The 15,102-nt window shown below is 61.8% G+C and carries 14 protein-coding genes and 5 pseudogenes; 9 read left to right on the top strand and 10 right to left on the bottom strand.

Annotated elements, in window-relative coordinates; all coding sequences use genetic code 11:
- Nucleotides 1–10 precede the first annotated feature (10 nt).
- Nucleotides 11–1,117: pseudogene (locus D6M19_RS02850) on the bottom strand (DEAD/DEAH box helicase); the annotation flags it as partial.
- 51 nt (nucleotides 1,118–1,168) lie between these two features.
- Nucleotides 1,169–1,570 (bottom strand): DUF732 domain-containing protein, encoded by a 402-nt coding sequence (locus D6M19_RS02845; RefSeq protein WP_123023589.1) that lies wholly within the window; start codon nucleotides 1,568–1,570, stop codon nucleotides 1,169–1,171.
- Nucleotides 1,571–1,805: 235 nt separating this feature from the next.
- Here D6M19_RS02845 and D6M19_RS02840 point away from each other — a divergent pair, with 235 nt between their 5' ends.
- A complete protein-coding gene (locus D6M19_RS02840) occupies nucleotides 1,806–3,083 on the top strand; it encodes an aminotransferase class III-fold pyridoxal phosphate-dependent enzyme (protein ID WP_234834659.1) in 1,278 nt (425 codons plus the stop codon).
- Nucleotides 3,080–4,582, top strand: coding sequence for an amino acid permease (locus D6M19_RS02835; RefSeq protein ID WP_123023588.1), 1,503 nt, complete (start codon nucleotides 3,080–3,082; stop codon nucleotides 4,580–4,582). Before D6M19_RS02840 ends, D6M19_RS02835 begins: the two co-directional genes overlap by 4 nt.
- Nucleotides 4,583–4,621: 39 nt before the next feature.
- On the opposite strand, the gene D6M19_RS02830 is transcribed toward D6M19_RS02835, so the two are convergent.
- Complete coding sequence (locus D6M19_RS02830) at nucleotides 4,622–5,596, bottom strand: LysR family transcriptional regulator (RefSeq protein ID WP_206428422.1); 975 nt, start codon at nucleotides 5,594–5,596, stop codon at nucleotides 4,622–4,624.
- A 503-nt stretch (nucleotides 5,597–6,099) separates the two neighbouring features.
- Here D6M19_RS02830 and D6M19_RS02825 point away from each other — a divergent pair.
- A complete protein-coding gene (locus D6M19_RS02825; RefSeq protein ID WP_123023587.1) occupies nucleotides 6,100–6,399 on the top strand; it encodes a hypothetical protein in 300 nt (99 codons plus the stop codon).
- Nucleotides 6,400–6,703: 304 nt separating this feature from the next.
- Here D6M19_RS02825 and D6M19_RS02820 read toward each other — a convergent pair.
- Nucleotides 6,704–6,896: pseudogene (locus D6M19_RS02820) on the bottom strand (IS481 family transposase); the annotation flags it as partial.
- A 358-nt stretch (nucleotides 6,897–7,254) separates the two neighbouring features.
- Between D6M19_RS02820 and D6M19_RS02815 the strand changes: the two are divergent.
- On the top strand, nucleotides 7,255–7,674 hold the full coding sequence (locus D6M19_RS02815) for a hypothetical protein (RefSeq protein WP_234834658.1): 420 nt from the start codon (nucleotides 7,255–7,257) through the stop codon (nucleotides 7,672–7,674).
- Between the two features lie 256 nt (nucleotides 7,675–7,930).
- On the opposite strand, the pseudogene D6M19_RS02810 reads toward D6M19_RS02815, so the two are convergent.
- From D6M19_RS02810 to D6M19_RS02800, 3 genes and pseudogenes are all read right to left on the bottom strand, one after another.
- Nucleotides 7,931–8,086: pseudogene (locus D6M19_RS02810) on the bottom strand (IS481 family transposase); the annotation flags it as partial.
- A 163-nt stretch (nucleotides 8,087–8,249) separates the two neighbouring features.
- Nucleotides 8,250–8,843 (bottom strand): annotated as a pseudogene (locus tag D6M19_RS02805) (flavin-containing monooxygenase); the annotation flags it as partial.
- Nucleotides 8,840–9,757 (bottom strand): alpha/beta hydrolase, encoded by a 918-nt coding sequence (locus D6M19_RS02800; protein ID WP_123023671.1) that lies wholly within the window; start codon nucleotides 9,755–9,757, stop codon nucleotides 8,840–8,842. The gene D6M19_RS02800 and the pseudogene D6M19_RS02805, both read right to left, overlap by 4 nt.
- Before the next feature lie 103 nt (nucleotides 9,758–9,860).
- Here D6M19_RS02800 and D6M19_RS02795 point away from each other — a divergent pair, with 103 nt between their 5' ends.
- The 5 genes and pseudogenes from D6M19_RS02795 to D6M19_RS02775 all read left to right on the top strand — a co-directional run bounded on the left by D6M19_RS02795 (nucleotide 9,861) and on the right by D6M19_RS02775 (nucleotide 12,917).
- Nucleotides 9,861–10,421, top strand: coding sequence for a TetR/AcrR family transcriptional regulator (locus tag D6M19_RS02795; RefSeq protein WP_123023586.1), 561 nt, complete (start codon nucleotides 9,861–9,863; stop codon nucleotides 10,419–10,421).
- Nucleotides 10,422–10,574: 153 nt separating this feature from the next.
- A pseudogene (locus tag D6M19_RS02790) lies at nucleotides 10,575–10,736 on the top strand (ArsR family transcriptional regulator); the annotation flags it as partial.
- Nucleotides 10,737–11,068: 332 nt separating this feature from the next.
- On the top strand, nucleotides 11,069–11,704 hold the full coding sequence (locus D6M19_RS02785) for a DUF5343 domain-containing protein (protein ID WP_123023584.1): 636 nt from the start codon (nucleotides 11,069–11,071) through the stop codon (nucleotides 11,702–11,704).
- Nucleotides 11,701–12,285: a Swt1 family HEPN domain-containing protein gene (locus D6M19_RS02780; RefSeq protein WP_206428421.1), complete on the top strand. Its 585-nt coding sequence runs from the start codon at nucleotides 11,701–11,703 to the stop codon at nucleotides 12,283–12,285. The genes D6M19_RS02785 and D6M19_RS02780 overlap by 4 nt, the downstream gene beginning before the upstream one ends.
- Nucleotides 12,285–12,917, top strand: a complete 633-nt coding sequence (locus D6M19_RS02775) for a hypothetical protein (protein ID WP_123023583.1) — start codon at nucleotides 12,285–12,287, stop codon at nucleotides 12,915–12,917. Before D6M19_RS02780 ends, D6M19_RS02775 begins: the two co-directional genes overlap by 1 nt.
- Here D6M19_RS02775 and D6M19_RS02770 read toward each other — a convergent pair.
- The 3 genes from D6M19_RS02770 to D6M19_RS02765 are packed head-to-tail and all read right to left on the bottom strand — an operon-like array spanning nucleotide 12,914 to nucleotide 15,065.
- Nucleotides 12,914–14,296: a tyrosine-type recombinase/integrase gene (locus D6M19_RS02770; RefSeq protein WP_123023582.1), complete on the bottom strand. Its 1,383-nt coding sequence runs from the start codon at nucleotides 14,294–14,296 to the stop codon at nucleotides 12,914–12,916. The two genes, D6M19_RS02775 and D6M19_RS02770, sit on opposite strands and share 4 nt — an antisense overlap.
- Nucleotides 14,296–14,427, bottom strand: a complete 132-nt coding sequence (locus D6M19_RS35070) for a hypothetical protein (RefSeq protein ID WP_268812294.1) — start codon at nucleotides 14,425–14,427, stop codon at nucleotides 14,296–14,298. Before D6M19_RS35070 ends, D6M19_RS02770 begins: the two co-directional genes overlap by 1 nt.
- A complete protein-coding gene (locus D6M19_RS02765; protein ID WP_123023669.1) occupies nucleotides 14,427–15,065 on the bottom strand; it encodes a recombinase family protein in 639 nt (212 codons plus the stop codon). Before D6M19_RS02765 ends, D6M19_RS35070 begins: the two co-directional genes overlap by 1 nt.
- Between the last annotated feature and the right edge of the window lie 37 nt (nucleotides 15,066–15,102).

The following is a 15,102-nucleotide window of genomic DNA, read 5'->3' as shown; positions in this document are numbered from 1 at the left end:
CGGCTGCTCAGCGCCCGGCGATCTGGTGGAACTCGCGGGCGCTGAGCAGCCGGGTACGAGTGCCGTCGTACTTCGACAACGCCGAGAAGACGACGGTGCGGATCGGCACGTTGATGCCGACGCCGAGGGTGTCGGTACCACAGATGACCTTGAGCAGGCCGGCCTGGGCCAGCTGTTCCACCAGCCGTCGGTATTTGGGCAGCAAGCCGGCGTGGTGCACGCCGATCCCGTGCCGGACCAGTCGCGACAATGTCGTGCCGAACGCAGAGGAGAACCGGAACCCGCCGATCAGGTCGGCGATCGCCTTCTTCTCCTCCTTGGTGCACACGTTGACGCTCATCAGTGCCTGAGCCCGCTCCAGTGCGGAGGCCTGGGTGAAGTGGACGACGTAGATCGGTGCCTGCTTTGTGTCGAGCAGGTCGCCGATCGTCTCGTGCATCGGTGTGGTCGCGTAGTAGTAGTGCAACGGAACTGGGCGCTCGGCATTGGCGACCAGCGCTGTCGGTCGACCGGTGCGTCGGGTGAGGTCCTCGCGAAGCGATGCGACGTCGCCGAGTGTGGCCGACATCAGCAGGAACTGGGCCTTCGTGAGCTCCAGCAGCGGCACCTGCCAGGCCCAGCCGCGGTCGGGGTCGCCGTAGAAGTGGAATTCGTCCATCACCACGAGGCCGATGTCGGCGCGCGCGCCCTCACGCAGGGCGATGTTGGCCAGCACCTCCGCGGTGCAGGCGATGATCGGCGCGCCCGCGTTGACCGAAGCGTCGCCGGTGAGCATGCCGACGTTGGCCGCGCCGAACACGTCGCAAAGGGCGAAGAACTTTTCGCTCACCAGAGCCTTGATCGGCGCGGTGTAGTAGCTCGAGGTGCCCGCCGCCAGCGCGGCGTACAGCGCGCCGGTGGCCACCAGCGACTTGCCCGAACCGGTCGGCGTCGCAAGGACGACGTTGGCGCCGCTGACCAGCTCGATCAGCGCCTCCTCCTGCGCGGGGTACAGCGTGGTGCCGCTGTTCTCGGCCCAAGCGGCGAACGACGTGAAGAGCTCGTCCGGGTCGACGCCCTTGGCGCGCAGGGCGGAAAGGTCGCCCGGATCGGCGAGCAGGGCAGAAGCGGTGGTCATCGTGATGACCAGCGTGCCCTAATGACCGCCGATGTCGTAGTTCGTGGTGGGTCAGCGCGCGACGAGGGCGCTGTACTCCGGGCAATAGACGCTGACGGCACCCCTGAGCAACCCCACGGACTGGCCCTTTTCGAGTCCTTGCGACGTCAGCCTGCTGACAATGCCCCGGATCGTGGGTGCAGGTTCGACCTTCCCGGCGTCCATGGCCGAACAGATGCCGCGTCCCACCTGGATGGCGTCGTCGGGCGAGGCCACCGGGATGTTGAGTTGCTTGACAATGCTGACGAATGCGTCGTCCTCAGGTGAGGCGTGCGCCGACCCGCATCCGAAGGTGATTGCCACGCTGAGGCTGCCTGCCGCGATCGTCGCGACCAACGGCCATCTCGGGAACCGCGGGGTCAGCAATGGTGCTCCTGTGATGAGGGTGTCGGGATGTCGATGACGATAGGGCATCAGAGCGATCGCCGGGTGCCGCCCCCGTCGGGGCGCAGCGTCGTGGTGCTTGGCGCTGTCCCCACAAGTGCTCGCGTACGCCCCATCTAGCTGCACAAACCGGAATTCACAACAGTTGAGCTGTCAATCGGGTGGGAAAGGGTGTTTCCGCCCCGGTTGCCGTCGGCCGATCATTGCTTCCCAACAGCAGGCCGGCAAGAAGGACATGAGACAACAAGGACAGGTGGAGCCCAGCGTGACCTCAGCCGCGACGATGTCGATCGCCAGTGAGTCTTTGGCGCGGCGCGCAGCCCGCGTCGTGCCCGGTGGCATGTACGGTCACCAGGCAATTCGCCAGATATCGCCTGCATACCCGCAATTCTTCGCCGCCGGTAACGGCGCGCTGATCACCGACGTCGACGGCAACGAGTACGTCGATCTGATGTGCAGTTGGGGACCGATCGTTCTTGGGCATTGCGATCCGGTCGTGTCGCAGGCAGTCCGTGCACAGATGGAACTCGGCGATTGTCTTGCCGGCCCGGGCGGCGCTTTCGTCGAACTCGCTGAGGCGCTGGTCGAGGCTGTCGACGATGCGGACTGGGCGTTGTTCGGGAAGAACGGAACTGACGCCACGACAGCCTGCCTGACGATCGCCAGGGCGCACACCTCGAAATCGGTGATTCTTGTCGCACAGGGCGTCTATCACGGCGCAGCGCCGTGGTGCACTCCAAACCCCACCGGAACTCTGCCCAGCGATCGGGCGGCGATGGGCTATTTCGACTACAACGACCCGGCGAGCTTCGACCGTGCGCTCGAGATGGCGGGGCCCGATCTTGCCGGCGTCATGCTGACGCCATTCCTGCACATCGAGGGCAGGAATCAGGAACTGGTCGACATCGACTTCGCCCGTCATGTGCGCCAGGCGTGTGACGACCGCGGCGCCCTGCTGATCCTCGACGACGTCCGCTGCGGATTCAGGCTCGCGTTCGGCGGCAGCTGGGAACCACTGGGAGTGCGCGTGGACCTGAGCGCCTGGAGTAAGGCCATAGCCAACGGGTATCCGCTCGCCGCTGTCACGGGTCGTGATGCCGTGCGCGAGGCCGCTTCGGCGGTGTTCCTCACCGGATCCTTCTGGATGAACTCGACTCCGATGGTCGCCGCACTCGCCACGATCCGCCGTCTCGCCGAAACCGACGGGATATCCCTGATGCGACGAGCAGGCGCGCGGCTACGAGCCGGCATGCTCGCCCAAGCCGCGGAGAACGGGCTCGCAATCAGGTACACCGGGCCAGATGTGATGCCGTACATGACATTTGACGGTGATACGGACTACGAACGCATGACCTTGTTCGCCGAAGCCGCGCTTCGCAACGGCGTGTACCTGCACCCGAGACACAACTGGTTCATGTCTTGCGCCATGGACGACGAGGTCATCGACAGAGCGCTGAAAGGCACCGATGTCGCATTCGGTGAAGTGCGAAAGCGATTCGCCGCCAGTCTTTTACCGTCCGACCGATCCGAGGAGCACCCGTGACCATTGAACGCCCCGCCGACAGCGTCGTATCACCGGCAGCCGAGTCGATGAACCCGCACGACTCAGTCGTCGCTTCCTTCGGATACAAACAGGAGCTCAAGCGAACTCTTCGATTCTTTTCCCTGTTCGCGCTGTCGTTTTCGATCGTGTCGATCTCGACGGGGATATTCCTCAACTACGGGTTCGCGATCAACCAGTTCGGCGGAGCGTCGATCTGGACCTGGCCGATCGCGGCCGTCGGTCAGATCGTCATGGCGTTGCTGATCGCCGAACTGAGCACCAAGATTCCGCTCGCCGGTTACGCCTACCAATGGGGAGCCCGCCTCGTCGGCTCTACCTATGGTTGGTACACCGGATTCTTCGGGCTGCTCTACATGAGCATCACCGGCGGGGCGATCATTCTGCTCGGCGCCACTCCGCTGCTCTTCAACGCGCTCGGCATCGACGCACCCGACGGCCTGGTCCTGGGCGTCGCCATCGCGATCCTGCTGTTCACCGTGGTCATCAACATCATCAGCGTGCAGCTGGCAGCCAGGGTGAACAACGCGGCCGTCGTCGCCGAAATCATCGGAACGGTATTGCTGGCCGTCACCGTCATCGTCGCATTCGGGCTCTATGCGGGGGATCAGGGCGGAACCGTCGCCAATCTGTGGAACACCACGGGAACGGCTGGCTCGGGGATCGGCCATTTCGTCATGGCCGGGCTGCTCGGCATCTACACCATGGTCGGGTTCGAACTCTCGGCTGACTTGACCGAGGAAGCCGTGGACTCCCAGAAGGCCGTCCCACGCGGCGTACTCACCGGCGTGATCGGATCGGCGATCTTGGGGATGCTGGCGCTGATCTGCTTCACCGTTGCCATGCCGGACCTCAGCGCAGCGCAGGCGTCGGATGCGCCGATCGTGACGATCGCGGAGTTCTACCTGCCGACGGCATTGGTCAAGACATTCATCGTGGTGGTGGCGTTCTCGATGATCGCCCTTGTCATCGCCAATCAGGCTGCGCAATCGCGGCTGATGTATTCGATGGGCCGCGACAACATGCTGCCGTTCTCCCGCCACTTCCGGGCCGTTCATCCGCGTACGAAGACTCCGCTGCGCGCGCTCATCATCGGCGGGGTGATCAGCGTTTGCTTCATGGTTTACGGCTTCCTGCAATCGGATTCGTTCACCACGCTGGTCGGAGCGACCTCCATTGCCCCGTACATGGTCTATCTGTTGATCGTCGGTTCCTACATGCGGCAGCGACCCACGCTCGCCGCCGCGCCCGGCGCCTTCAACTTAGGACGCCTCGGTATCCCGTTGATGATTGTCGGCCTGGTGTGGATCGTCACCGCGCTGCTCATCCTCACCATTCCGCCGGACTTCCATGGCGCGGTGAAAGTGGTGGCCGGTGCTACGGTCCTGGCGGTTGTGTGGCATGTCCTGGTGCTGCGGGGCCGAATCAAGCGGGGGGAGGCCGGCGTCAAACGGTTTGGCCCCGCTTCGGCTCGACCCTGATCGCGGCGTACCCGCGTAAAGCATTGTCGCAGTTGAGGTTTACTGTCCGCCCACCGGCATGACGTGACCGACGTCCAACGCGCCCAGGTCGCCGAACGGATTCTCGATGGCATGAACGACGTCGCGCTCGCGTCGCCGCACCTGCTGCGCCACACGGTTGAACGCGACGGACAGCGGGTTGTCACGATCTTGCCGCCATGCCACGGCGACCGCCGAACCGGGCACGTCGACGATGGGCACGTACCGCACTGCCGAATGGGGAATGTAGCGCTCGATTGCCGCGGGATTGACCGTGCAGGCGAGGCCGGCAGCGATCAATTCGATCTCCTCGGTGTTGGTTGTGGTCGGTCTCAACAGCGGCTCGGTGAGATCCGACCGGTAGTCCTGCAGGCTCCAGAACCTGCGGTATTCCTCATCGGTCGAACGACCCACCGCCAGCGGTACATCGAGGATGTCGGCGACACGTACCGTTGCCCGCCGTGCTATCTCGTGTCGCGCCGAAACGGTGAGCACCCGCGGTTCGACGAACAACGTATGCGCGACGATGTCACGGATTGCCAACGGTGGGCGGATGAAGGCGACGTCGGCCCACCCCTCGGACAGGCCCGCGCTTTGGTCGGGCAAGCCGAATTCGCGCATCTCGATTTCGACGTTCGGGTACTGGCGGGTGAATTCCTCGAGGATATAAGGCGTCAGCTCGAGCGCCGCGCCCATGCCGAAGCCGATGCGAAGCCGCCCGGCCGAGCCCGCCGCCATCTCACGCGCCTCTTCGACGGCGGCATCGAAGGTACGGAGGACGACGCGCACCTGCGCGAGGAACGCCTCGCCGGCCGGCGTCAGATCCACCGAGCGGGTGGTGCGAAACAGCAGCGTGGCCCCCAGCTCGGATTCGAGGTCGCGAATCTGGCGCGACAACGACTGCTGGGCCACGAACAAGCGCGCCGCTGCACGGGTGAAATTCCGCTCCTCAGCCACGACCAGGAAATAACGCAGCTTGCGAAGGCTGACGTCCATCTCGAGACCATAACGCCGCGCGCGCCGTAGCGCGGCTCAGTGCAACACCGCCGGATCGCCGCTACGGGCGCGAACGCCTCAGCCCGCGTCCGGCCTCGACATCGGCCGATGCGGCCTGCGAGATCGACAGGCCGCGGCACGGTTGCGCACTCAGCGCTGGCTCGCCACGGCTACACCGCCCAATGACAACGGAGTGGACTATCGGGATCTAGCCGATTATCACCGCATCCTGGGTCTCGACGGCGAGGTCGCGTCGTGACGACCAAGCGCACGGCCCGGCGGTCGGCACCCCCGAAGCATTGCCAAGGCAGTGAAGCCTGCGGCCGCGGCTACTGCTGTCATCAACATGCACGGTTAGCTGTGCCGCGTGCCTTGTGTGTTGACTGAGCGAGGACAGTCTTTTCGGGACATGCACTTAACTGTCACCGATCGCCGCGTGACGGCCGGCATAGGTGAGAGCGATATCTGTGTCGCCCACGGGACCGCCGGGATATTTTTGAGCCGTGAAGAAGTCCAATTGGTGGGCGATGTTCCTCAGCTTTTTTGGCATGGCGCTGTTGTGCGCACCGTTCGCTGTCGTCTCCGGTTACGACTGGTTGGCACTCGACGAGCCGGACCGTAAGTACGAGTGCAAGGGCGGCAGCACCTGCTGGTCCGGGGAGACGGCGAACATGATCGTGGCCTCGCTGTTCGGCGCCGCGACGGTGATTTTCGCTGGCATCACCATCGTGGTTCTCGTGCGCTGGCGCCGCTGGCGCATTGCAGAGGCGCTGAAGCCCAAGGAGATCTCCGTCGAGATGTGAGCTCGTATCGGCACGACTGGGTCAGAAACGTTGGCTGCGTGCGAGGCCTGTGTGCGCGATGGATTGCCCGGCTTGGGCGCCGCCGGAGGGTCGTGCTCGTGGCAGATATCAATTGACCGTTGCTGGACAGGCCGCAGCGCGGCGTTTCCGGCACCGTGTGGAGGCGGTGCGGACGTGAGTACACGTATGGGCATACCCGGCGACATCGCCAAAAAGCCTAACCTCGGCGTTTGCTGGTGCCCCTGTTCATTGTCGGTTGATGGTTGACGTTTCTGTTTCGGTTGATCCTTGACACTCTGTGTTGTTAGTCGGGGCCGGTCGCGGTGCGAAGGGCCTGTTTGTTTCGTACCTGTCCGGTGCTGGTTCGGGCGGCGGTTTTGACCAGTTGATCGCCGACCCAGAAGCGCAGCAGCTCGCCGTCGATGTGGACGTCGCAGCGTTGCCCGCCGTAGTGGCGTCCGATGCACCTGTTGCCAGGACACGCACACGATGCCTTGGACGCTCCAGGGCTTGTTTCGCCATCGAGAGGCCGGGGGTGATCGTCGCGCATGTCGTTGTCCAGAGACATAAGTACTCCTGGTGATAGGTGTGCGAAAGGGAACCCCTTGCTCACCTAGCGGGCTCTTTAAGCATCCAAGTGGCCCCCGCAGAGCGGAACCGAAGCAGCTCCGACTGACTCCGATTAGTCGCTATACGTCACACCAATCGGGCTCTCACCACTGTAGTTAGACATTGGTTGCGTCATGCAGTTTGCCTGCGCTTCTTGCTTATCTGGGTAAGAGTCTCGGCAACGCGCCAGCCTGCGCCAACCGTTGAGAAAGGTTCCAGAGTCGGATTTGCTGAAAAAATTCAGCGGTGCCCGACAATTTCTCCCTGGGTGGTGTTGTGGGGGCAGGCGCTCGCCAGTCTGTTGAGTGGGTGGGTGGGTTCGAGCAAACACAGAAAATTGCACTGACGCTGTGGTTAGCATTTGCGTCTATGGGTCGATTGGCGTTGCTGCTATCAGGATTGATCATGATTATCGCGCTGAGTCCAGTAGCCAAGGCGAATCCGGATGGCGTAGCAGTTGTATGGACGCTCAGTCCATATATGCCTCTACAGCAAACCTCCGAGTGCGACCCGAACTACTCGGGTTGCGTTCCCATCGCCAGTGACGTCGACTGCGCTGGCGGCAGTGGCAACGGTCCGGCTTATGTCCAAGGTCCTGTCAAAGTCATCGGGACGGACATCTACGAACTTGACCGCGACGGCAACGGAACGGCGTGCGAAGCGTAAAGCGGGCTACTACTGGGTGTCGGCCTCGCGGTGACCCTCGCCGTAGCCAACAGCACCCGCAACGCGGCAAAGCCACGTGACTGACGACAAGCCACCGACAAAATGTGTGTCGGTGGCTGTCGGCGCACCTGCGCAGGGCGGGATAGCGCGCTATCTCGATTGACGCGTTGTGCCCCTGTTCATAGTCGGTTGATTGTTGACGTTTATGTTTCGGTTGATCCTTGACACCTCGTGTTGTTAGTCGGGGCTCGTCGCGGCGACAAATCGCATCGAAGAGCACCTCCACCGGGGGATGGCAGAACCGGCCGGTGAACACCCTGCCGTTATCAGTCAGAATCTGTTCGGGCACCCCATAGGTCGCCAACGCCGCGCGCAGCCCATCGCAGACCGCCCGGGTACGTTCGCGAGCCGGAAAAGGGCCGAATATTGTTGTCTTGCAATAACTCTCAAAGAGTTACGACCAGCGCAATCAGTCTCAATGCGTCTCCAGGCAACTCCCGTGATCCGCACCCCGCTGTGACAATGCGGTGACATCGCCGCCGCGCCGGTCCCACAAAGTCGGATCGTCAGAGCGGGTGCGCGGCGCGGTCGGCGATTTCGGGGACGAACTGCACTGCCGAGGCCCCAGTTCCTACGACGGCGACCCGTTCGCCGGTTAGGTCGTGGTCGTGGTCCCAGGTTGCGGAGTGAAAGACCTTGCCGGTGAACGTGTTCAGTCCTGCCACGTCGGGCATCTTCGGGGTGGATAGTGCCCCGGTGGCTGCGACTAAGACCTTGGCGGTGAGGTCCCCTGACGAGGTCTGCACCTGCCAGGTTTGATGCGCTGCATCCCACTTCGCGCTGAGCAGGGCGCACCCGGTGACCAGACGCTGCCGCAGTCCGGTGTCATCGACAACCGAGTTCAGGTAGCGGTAGATCTCGGGTTGGCGGGCGAAGGTGTGGCTCCACATCGCGCTCGGGGCGAAGGAGAATGAATACAGCGAGGTCGGCACGTCACAGGCGCAGCCGGGATAGGTGTTGTCGCGCCACGTTCCACCCACCTCGTCAGCCCGTTCAATGATCAGCACGTCGGCGTTGGGATCATCGCGAAGTACCGTTGCGGCGGCGGCCAACCCGGCGAATCCCGCGCCGACGATGAGGGTCTGCACGCTCGACGGCAGCGTTGTCATCGGTTGCTCCCGACGTGGCGGTCGAGGAAATCAATCTGGTCGGAGACGATTCCTTCGAAGTGCGGATCGAGGTAGGGCTCAAAGTGGGTGCAGTCGTAGGAGCGCACTTCACCATGGGGTATGCGCGCCACGATCTTCTGAGCTTTGGCGTAGGGGGTGACATCGTCCTTCGTCGCGAGTTGGACCAACGTTGGCGCGGTGATCTTGGTGGCCTGTCGACCCGGTGAGTAGAACGGCACGCGCAGCGCGATGCGGGCGGCGACGTCATTCTCGGCCAGCAGTTTCTCCAGCTGGTCTCCGGCCATCCGCTCCACCAGGTCATAGGCACCGGGCGAGGTCATCATCGCGACGTCGCCGGGCCTGCCGATGGACTTGACCCGATGGGGTGGGCGGCCCAGCCACGCACCCACCTGATCGCGTATCGCCGCGACGATCAGACGTGAGACCAGTTTCGGCGACTGGGCGAACCCCGATGCGGGACCGCTGACGTGGGGCACCTGGACGATCGCGGCGGCCAGATCGTGGTTGTGGGCCGCCAGGTCCAGAACATGGCCACCGCCGAACGAGGAACCCCACCCCACCACGCGGGTCGTGTCGACGTTCTCAAGCCTGCGGGCGTAGGCGATGGCGGCGCGCCAATCAGCATGCTGGCGACCGATGTCGAGGATGCGGCGGGGTTGTCCTCCGCTGGCCCCCCAGTGCCGGTAGTCGAACACCAGCGCGGCGTATCCGGCCTGGGCGAACCGTGCAGCGTAGGCGTCCAGCCGCAGTTCGCGGAACGCGGCGAAGCCGTGGGCCATCACCACGACGGGTGGGTTCTCAACACCGTCGGGCCGATAGAGCCATGCGGCGCAGGGTGTGCCCTCGGAGGTAAAGGTGACGTCGTGTCGAACGTAGCTGCCTGGCTTAGTCACGGTGTTCCCTAGGTGGAGTATCTTGAATGGCATTCAACATAAGATAGCAATGTCTTGAACGCTATTCAAGAAACTGTGATCTAGCCGGTGGAAGGGAAGACGTATGGCACGCAACAAGCGCCCGCAAGCCGCCGACGAGAAGCGTGCGGAGATCGTGGCGGCAGCCCGGCGTCTCTTCATTGACGATGGTTACGACGCCACCTCGATGAGTCGCCTGGCCAAAGACGCCGGGGTGGCCCCAAACACCATCTACTGGTATTTCGGCGACAAGGACGACGTCCTCATCGCGGTCCTCACTGCGGTCATGGCTGACGTATGGCCGCTGTATCAAGATGTTGCGGGCGAGCCGATTGCGGCACGGCTGCTCTGGGTGGTCGGCCAGCTCACGGAGATGAGTCGCCTGGTGACGACCGTGCATGCTCGCGTCGAACACTCACCGGCTGTCGCCGAATGGCATCAGAACTTCCACGCGATCACCGGCAGTCTGTTCCGCTTCGAACTCCAGAACGCTGGAGTCGCTACCTCGACCGTGGACGCCGAAGTGATGATCGGCATCTTCACGATCGAAGGACTCCTCATGCACAACCAGGACGAAGGTCAGCAACGCGCCATCTGCGATGCCCTGGCTTCGCGCTGGACTCCCACACAATCGCGCCAGGACTGAGGCTGACGGAAACCACCGTCAGCCACCACCGGGCTTGCTGAGTACCGTCAAGTAGATGTCGTCGACGAGGTCTACAGCTGAAGACTTCGCAGCGTCGTGCTGCGGGGCAGGAACGTGGCTTCGTTGAAGTTCGCCCTCGCGAATCCGCCTTGGGGGTTGACCGAATCCACGGTCAGCCACCATCTGGCTCAGCTTCGCCGAGCCGGACTCCTGGAGTCCGAACGCCGGGGCATGAAGGTCTATCACCGGCCACAACGGGATGCCCTCGGTGCACTGTGCCCCCACCAGGGCTCGAACCTGGGACCTGCGGATTAAAAGCCGCTAGGAGATTCGCTGCAGCAAACCCGCTACGGTCCGCTGGCGATCCAATGGGCACGCAAATGTCCAGCTCCTCCTACATTTCTGGACGCAAAATCGATCCAATCGTGGCGATTGGGTCATAAAGGCAAATCAGCAGGTTGCGTTTCGACTGACGACAAGCCACCGACAAGACACTTGTGACACCAGGTTGCTGGCGCGCCAGAACGAGCTAGTAGCAGGCCGCGCGCTGTCTCAGGTGCGGCGTGTCACCTTGACTGGTCGAACGTATGGGCGATGATGCAACAGGGGCGGGTTCGCCGTGCCCATTCTGCTGCGTAAGGTGGCCGATGCTGACGCAACGGTATCTAGTCTCGACAAAGAATCTCGACGCGATTCTAAAGAAGATCGTCGACGGTGTAGCCCCCGACAAGTTCAATAGCGACCACCTGAAGAGCATCGGGTTCGGCGGCAGTGGGGATCGATCTATGGTTCCTTTGCTCAAGGACTTGGGATTCTTGACGGCTGACGGAACCCCGACGCCGCGCTATCACGCTTACCGGGACGGCTCGCGCTCGAAGGTAGTTCTCGCAGAAGCACTAAGGGAGGCTTACGAGGACGTCTTTCACATACGCGAGGTCCCAACATCAACTGACAGGCCCGCTGTCGAAGGCTTGTTCAAGTCGAAGCACAACTCGACCGACAAGGTCGCGCAGCTGCAAGCGATGACCTTTTATGCATTGCTCAAACACGCAGACATGAAGGCCGCACCCGGAACAACGACACCGGTGCCACAAAACGTTCAGCGCGAGGACCCACACGCAACCAAGACCCCTGAGGGTGATGGCGCTACAGAGCAACAGTCGCGCACCGGGCAGGTGACGGCCGAATTGCACTACACAATCCAAATCCACTTGCCTGCAACGAAAGATATCGAAGTCTTCAACGCGATCTTTCGATCCCTGCGTGAGAACTTGTTGTCGTGAGCGAACACGATTCGCTCCGTACGTTTCTCTTCCGCAGTTTGATGTTCGAGGCTGAGGCAGAAACATTCCGGCAGGCAGGGGTGCGCGTCGGTCTCAACGCAGAAGCCACTGAGGAGCGGCTTTTCGAAGAGGCGATCGCACCTTTCCCGCTAGCGATTCGGAACGACGCGATCAGGATGGCGCGGCTATACGCATTGCTGTATTGCTTTGAGAACGCGGTGCGTGAGCTCATCCAGAACAAACTTTCCGATGTCGATACCTTATGGTGGAACACAAAGGTACCGAAGAAGATTCATGACAACGCTGAGACTCGACTCAAGGACGCCCAAGACAATTCATGGATCGCGGGCCTACGCGCTGACCCTTTGGGATTCGTTGACTTTGGAGGCCTCTCGGACATCATTGTCAACAACTGGTCAGAGTTCGAGGACCTGATACCTTCGCAACACTGGTTGAAGCAGCGCCTCGACGAGCTCGAAAGAGCAAGAAACTTTGTGGCACATCACCGAATGCTGTCAGAACCGGAGTTCGCGCGGTTGGAAATGTATGTGACAGACTGGAATAGGCAGGTTGGCCTCTAATGTCCTGGCTTGAGTTCATCGTTCAGATATCCGATGCGTGGGCATGGCCCTTGGTTGCCGGTTCGTCAATCGTCCTACTGCGAAAACAGATCAAATCCGCGGCGGACAGACTTGTTGACCGCGTGGGCGATATTCGACGTTTGAAGGCAGCTGGCGTCGACGTCGAATTCGAAGAGAAGGTGAGAGAGCTCGCGGAGGCTGCCGAGGAGCTCGAAGAGAAAGCTCCTAAAGCAATAACCGACGGTAGTCCGGAACAGATAGTCCTACCGCCAGAGACGGTAGAGGAGCGCGTAAGCAAGTACCAGCAGATAGCCGTGCTTGAGCCGAGGGCCGCGATTCTTCTGCCATTCGCCGATCTCGACGGTGTCCTCCGAAAGCGCTTCCGCCAGCTCTATCCGAAAGAGCCACGCTCGATAGGGTTTCGGCGCATGGTTGACATACTTAACCGCGACGGCCGTCTAGACGATGATGTGGCAAGAGTCATGAAAAGCATGAGCGAGCTTCGTAATTCAGTCGCACACTCCGCCGACCAACAGGTCGACGTTATGACGGCCATAACCTTCGTGGAGTCGATCGAAAGCCTAGCGAACTTTCTACAAGACACACTATCGGACGACTCAACCGGTGATTAGCCTGACTTTCGCTGGAGTGGTACTACCTTTTCCGTGGCGACCACACCGCGCCCAACCTTCGGCGCTTCCATCTCGTCTTCCTTGATGTAGTCGGCGTACGTAGTCAACGTGAGTACGAAACTGCTGTGCCCCAACCACTTTGAAACGGTCATGTAGTGCTCACCAGCGCTCAGGTTCATGGTGGCGAAGCTGTGGCGCAAATCATGCCACCGCGTAGCGCCCAGACCCAATGCCTGACAGGCTGGTTGGAGGTAGTTGTCGTACACGTTGTCCGCGCTAAGAGGCTTCGCCCAATCGAAGCTGGTGCGGCTGCGACGACCAGGAAGCAGGGGAGCGTGTGCGATGCGCTTCTTGCCGGCAAACGGGTGAACAGTAGTCAGATATTGGCGCAACTCATCCGCCAGCCACGGCGCCAGCGGCACTACGCGATTGGTGCTGGCCTCGCTCTTCGGTGTTCCTTCGATCCACTGGCCTTGCTTCTTGGTCGCAGTGCGCATCACCCGAACGCTGCCCACAGTGCCCGGCAGATCGCTCAGCGTGACATCTTGCACCTGCAGACCCTGCAGCTCGCTGGCGCGAACGCCAGTATGTGCCGCGAGGAGCACAGCCAGCGCGTACACCGCGTTGCCTTTGTTGTGCTCGACCCAGTCCGCTACGGACGCTATTTGATTAGCGGTCAGCGGATGATGCGCAAACGGCTTGCGGGTATCACCGGCAGCCCTTCGCTTCGTGGTGCGCCGTGGCGCAGGCAACACAGGGTTTGACGCAATCGCGCCGTCACGCACAGCGGTATCCAACATCCGCTTGAGCGTTCCGACGATATGCTTCACCGTTTTTGGACTGCGGACAACCATCTGAGCGGTTGTGTCCTTGCTGCCACCGCTGATGCTGGGGGAGGGGGCTTTGCGGCTAGGGTCAGGCTTGCCGCGAGTGACAAAGCTGCGCCTTGGGTGCGGAGCGAACAAAGCAGCCCGAAACTTGTCGACGTCCGCCGCGGTAATGGAAGCCACTGGCTTGCTACCGAACACCGGCGCAATGTGGGTGCGGTACAGCTTCTCGTAGCCCTCGATGGTGTCCGACTCCATCTGCCCGGTGAGGCTGTCGAGGTACTGACGCGCATAGGTTCCCGACGGCGTATTGGCCTTCGCTTTGACGCTGGACGGATCGATGCCCTTGGCACTCTCCAGGTCAGTCTCAACCTTGCGCAGATGCGCCTTCGCTTTGCGCTCAGTATCGAACGTCTCCGACGTCTGCTTGTGCTTGCCAGTCGGAGCACCGAATTCGTCTCGGACAGGCTCAAGCCACACAACCTGATAGCGAACGATTGCGTTACCGAATTTGTCCACCTTGCCGGATGGACGTTGACGAATGTGTGCCATCAGTTCTCACCTTCCTCTGAGGGCGAGGTGTCCGCGACTTCGCCGTTGGTCGCCATGTCCTTGCACGTGCGCTCAGGCTGCGGCCTGTCCGGCTGCTCTTCGTGCTCAACGTCTGCGCCAGTTCGCTTCATCACGCCACACCTTCCCTCTCAAGCACGCGGCGAACGGTGCTGTAGCTCCAAGCGCCACCCATTGGGGCAGCTACGCCAGACTCAGTGAGAGCCTTCGCGATTGCCTTCGTGCCTTTGCCGGCAAGACGCTGCTTGATGATGCATTGCACTATCTTTGGGTCAATGGTGCTTGGCTTCCCGAGCTGCTTTCCGGCCTGCCTGGCCTTGATCAGTCCCTGCTTGGTGCGCTTCGAGATCAGCTCTCGCTCTTCCTCGGCGACTAGGAGTCTGGCGTGCGCAGTCAGCTGAGACACTGTGTTGCTATCGGTTCCGTCCAAGCCGACGATGCGCCAACCTTCGAGCTTGGCGTCGTCGACCAGCTTCGCGCCGTCTGCCATGCTGCGAGATGAGCGGTCAAGGGTGTTGACTACCAACACATTCGCCATGCCTGTGCGGATGGCGGTGATGGCGGCAATGCGTCCGTACAACTTATCGGTGCGCTTACCACTCATGACGTCAGGAATCAGCGCCACCAGCTGAAGGTTCTGCTCTTGGCAAAACCGCATAATCTGTTCTCGTTGTGCCTCTAAGCCGTAGCCGTTCTCAGCTTGCCGATTCGTCGAAACCCGTATGTAGCCTATGGCTTTCGTATCTGTCATCATCCTCTCCTGGTGTTCGGTGGAGCCGCTATCGGGC

This window comes from Mycolicibacterium stellerae, from assembly GCF_003719305.1.
Taxonomy (GTDB): domain Bacteria; phylum Actinomycetota; class Actinomycetes; order Mycobacteriales; family Mycobacteriaceae; genus Mycobacterium; species Mycobacterium stellerae.
Note: the sequence above shows the minus strand (reverse complement) of the source record. Positions and strands in the feature narration are given on the sequence as shown.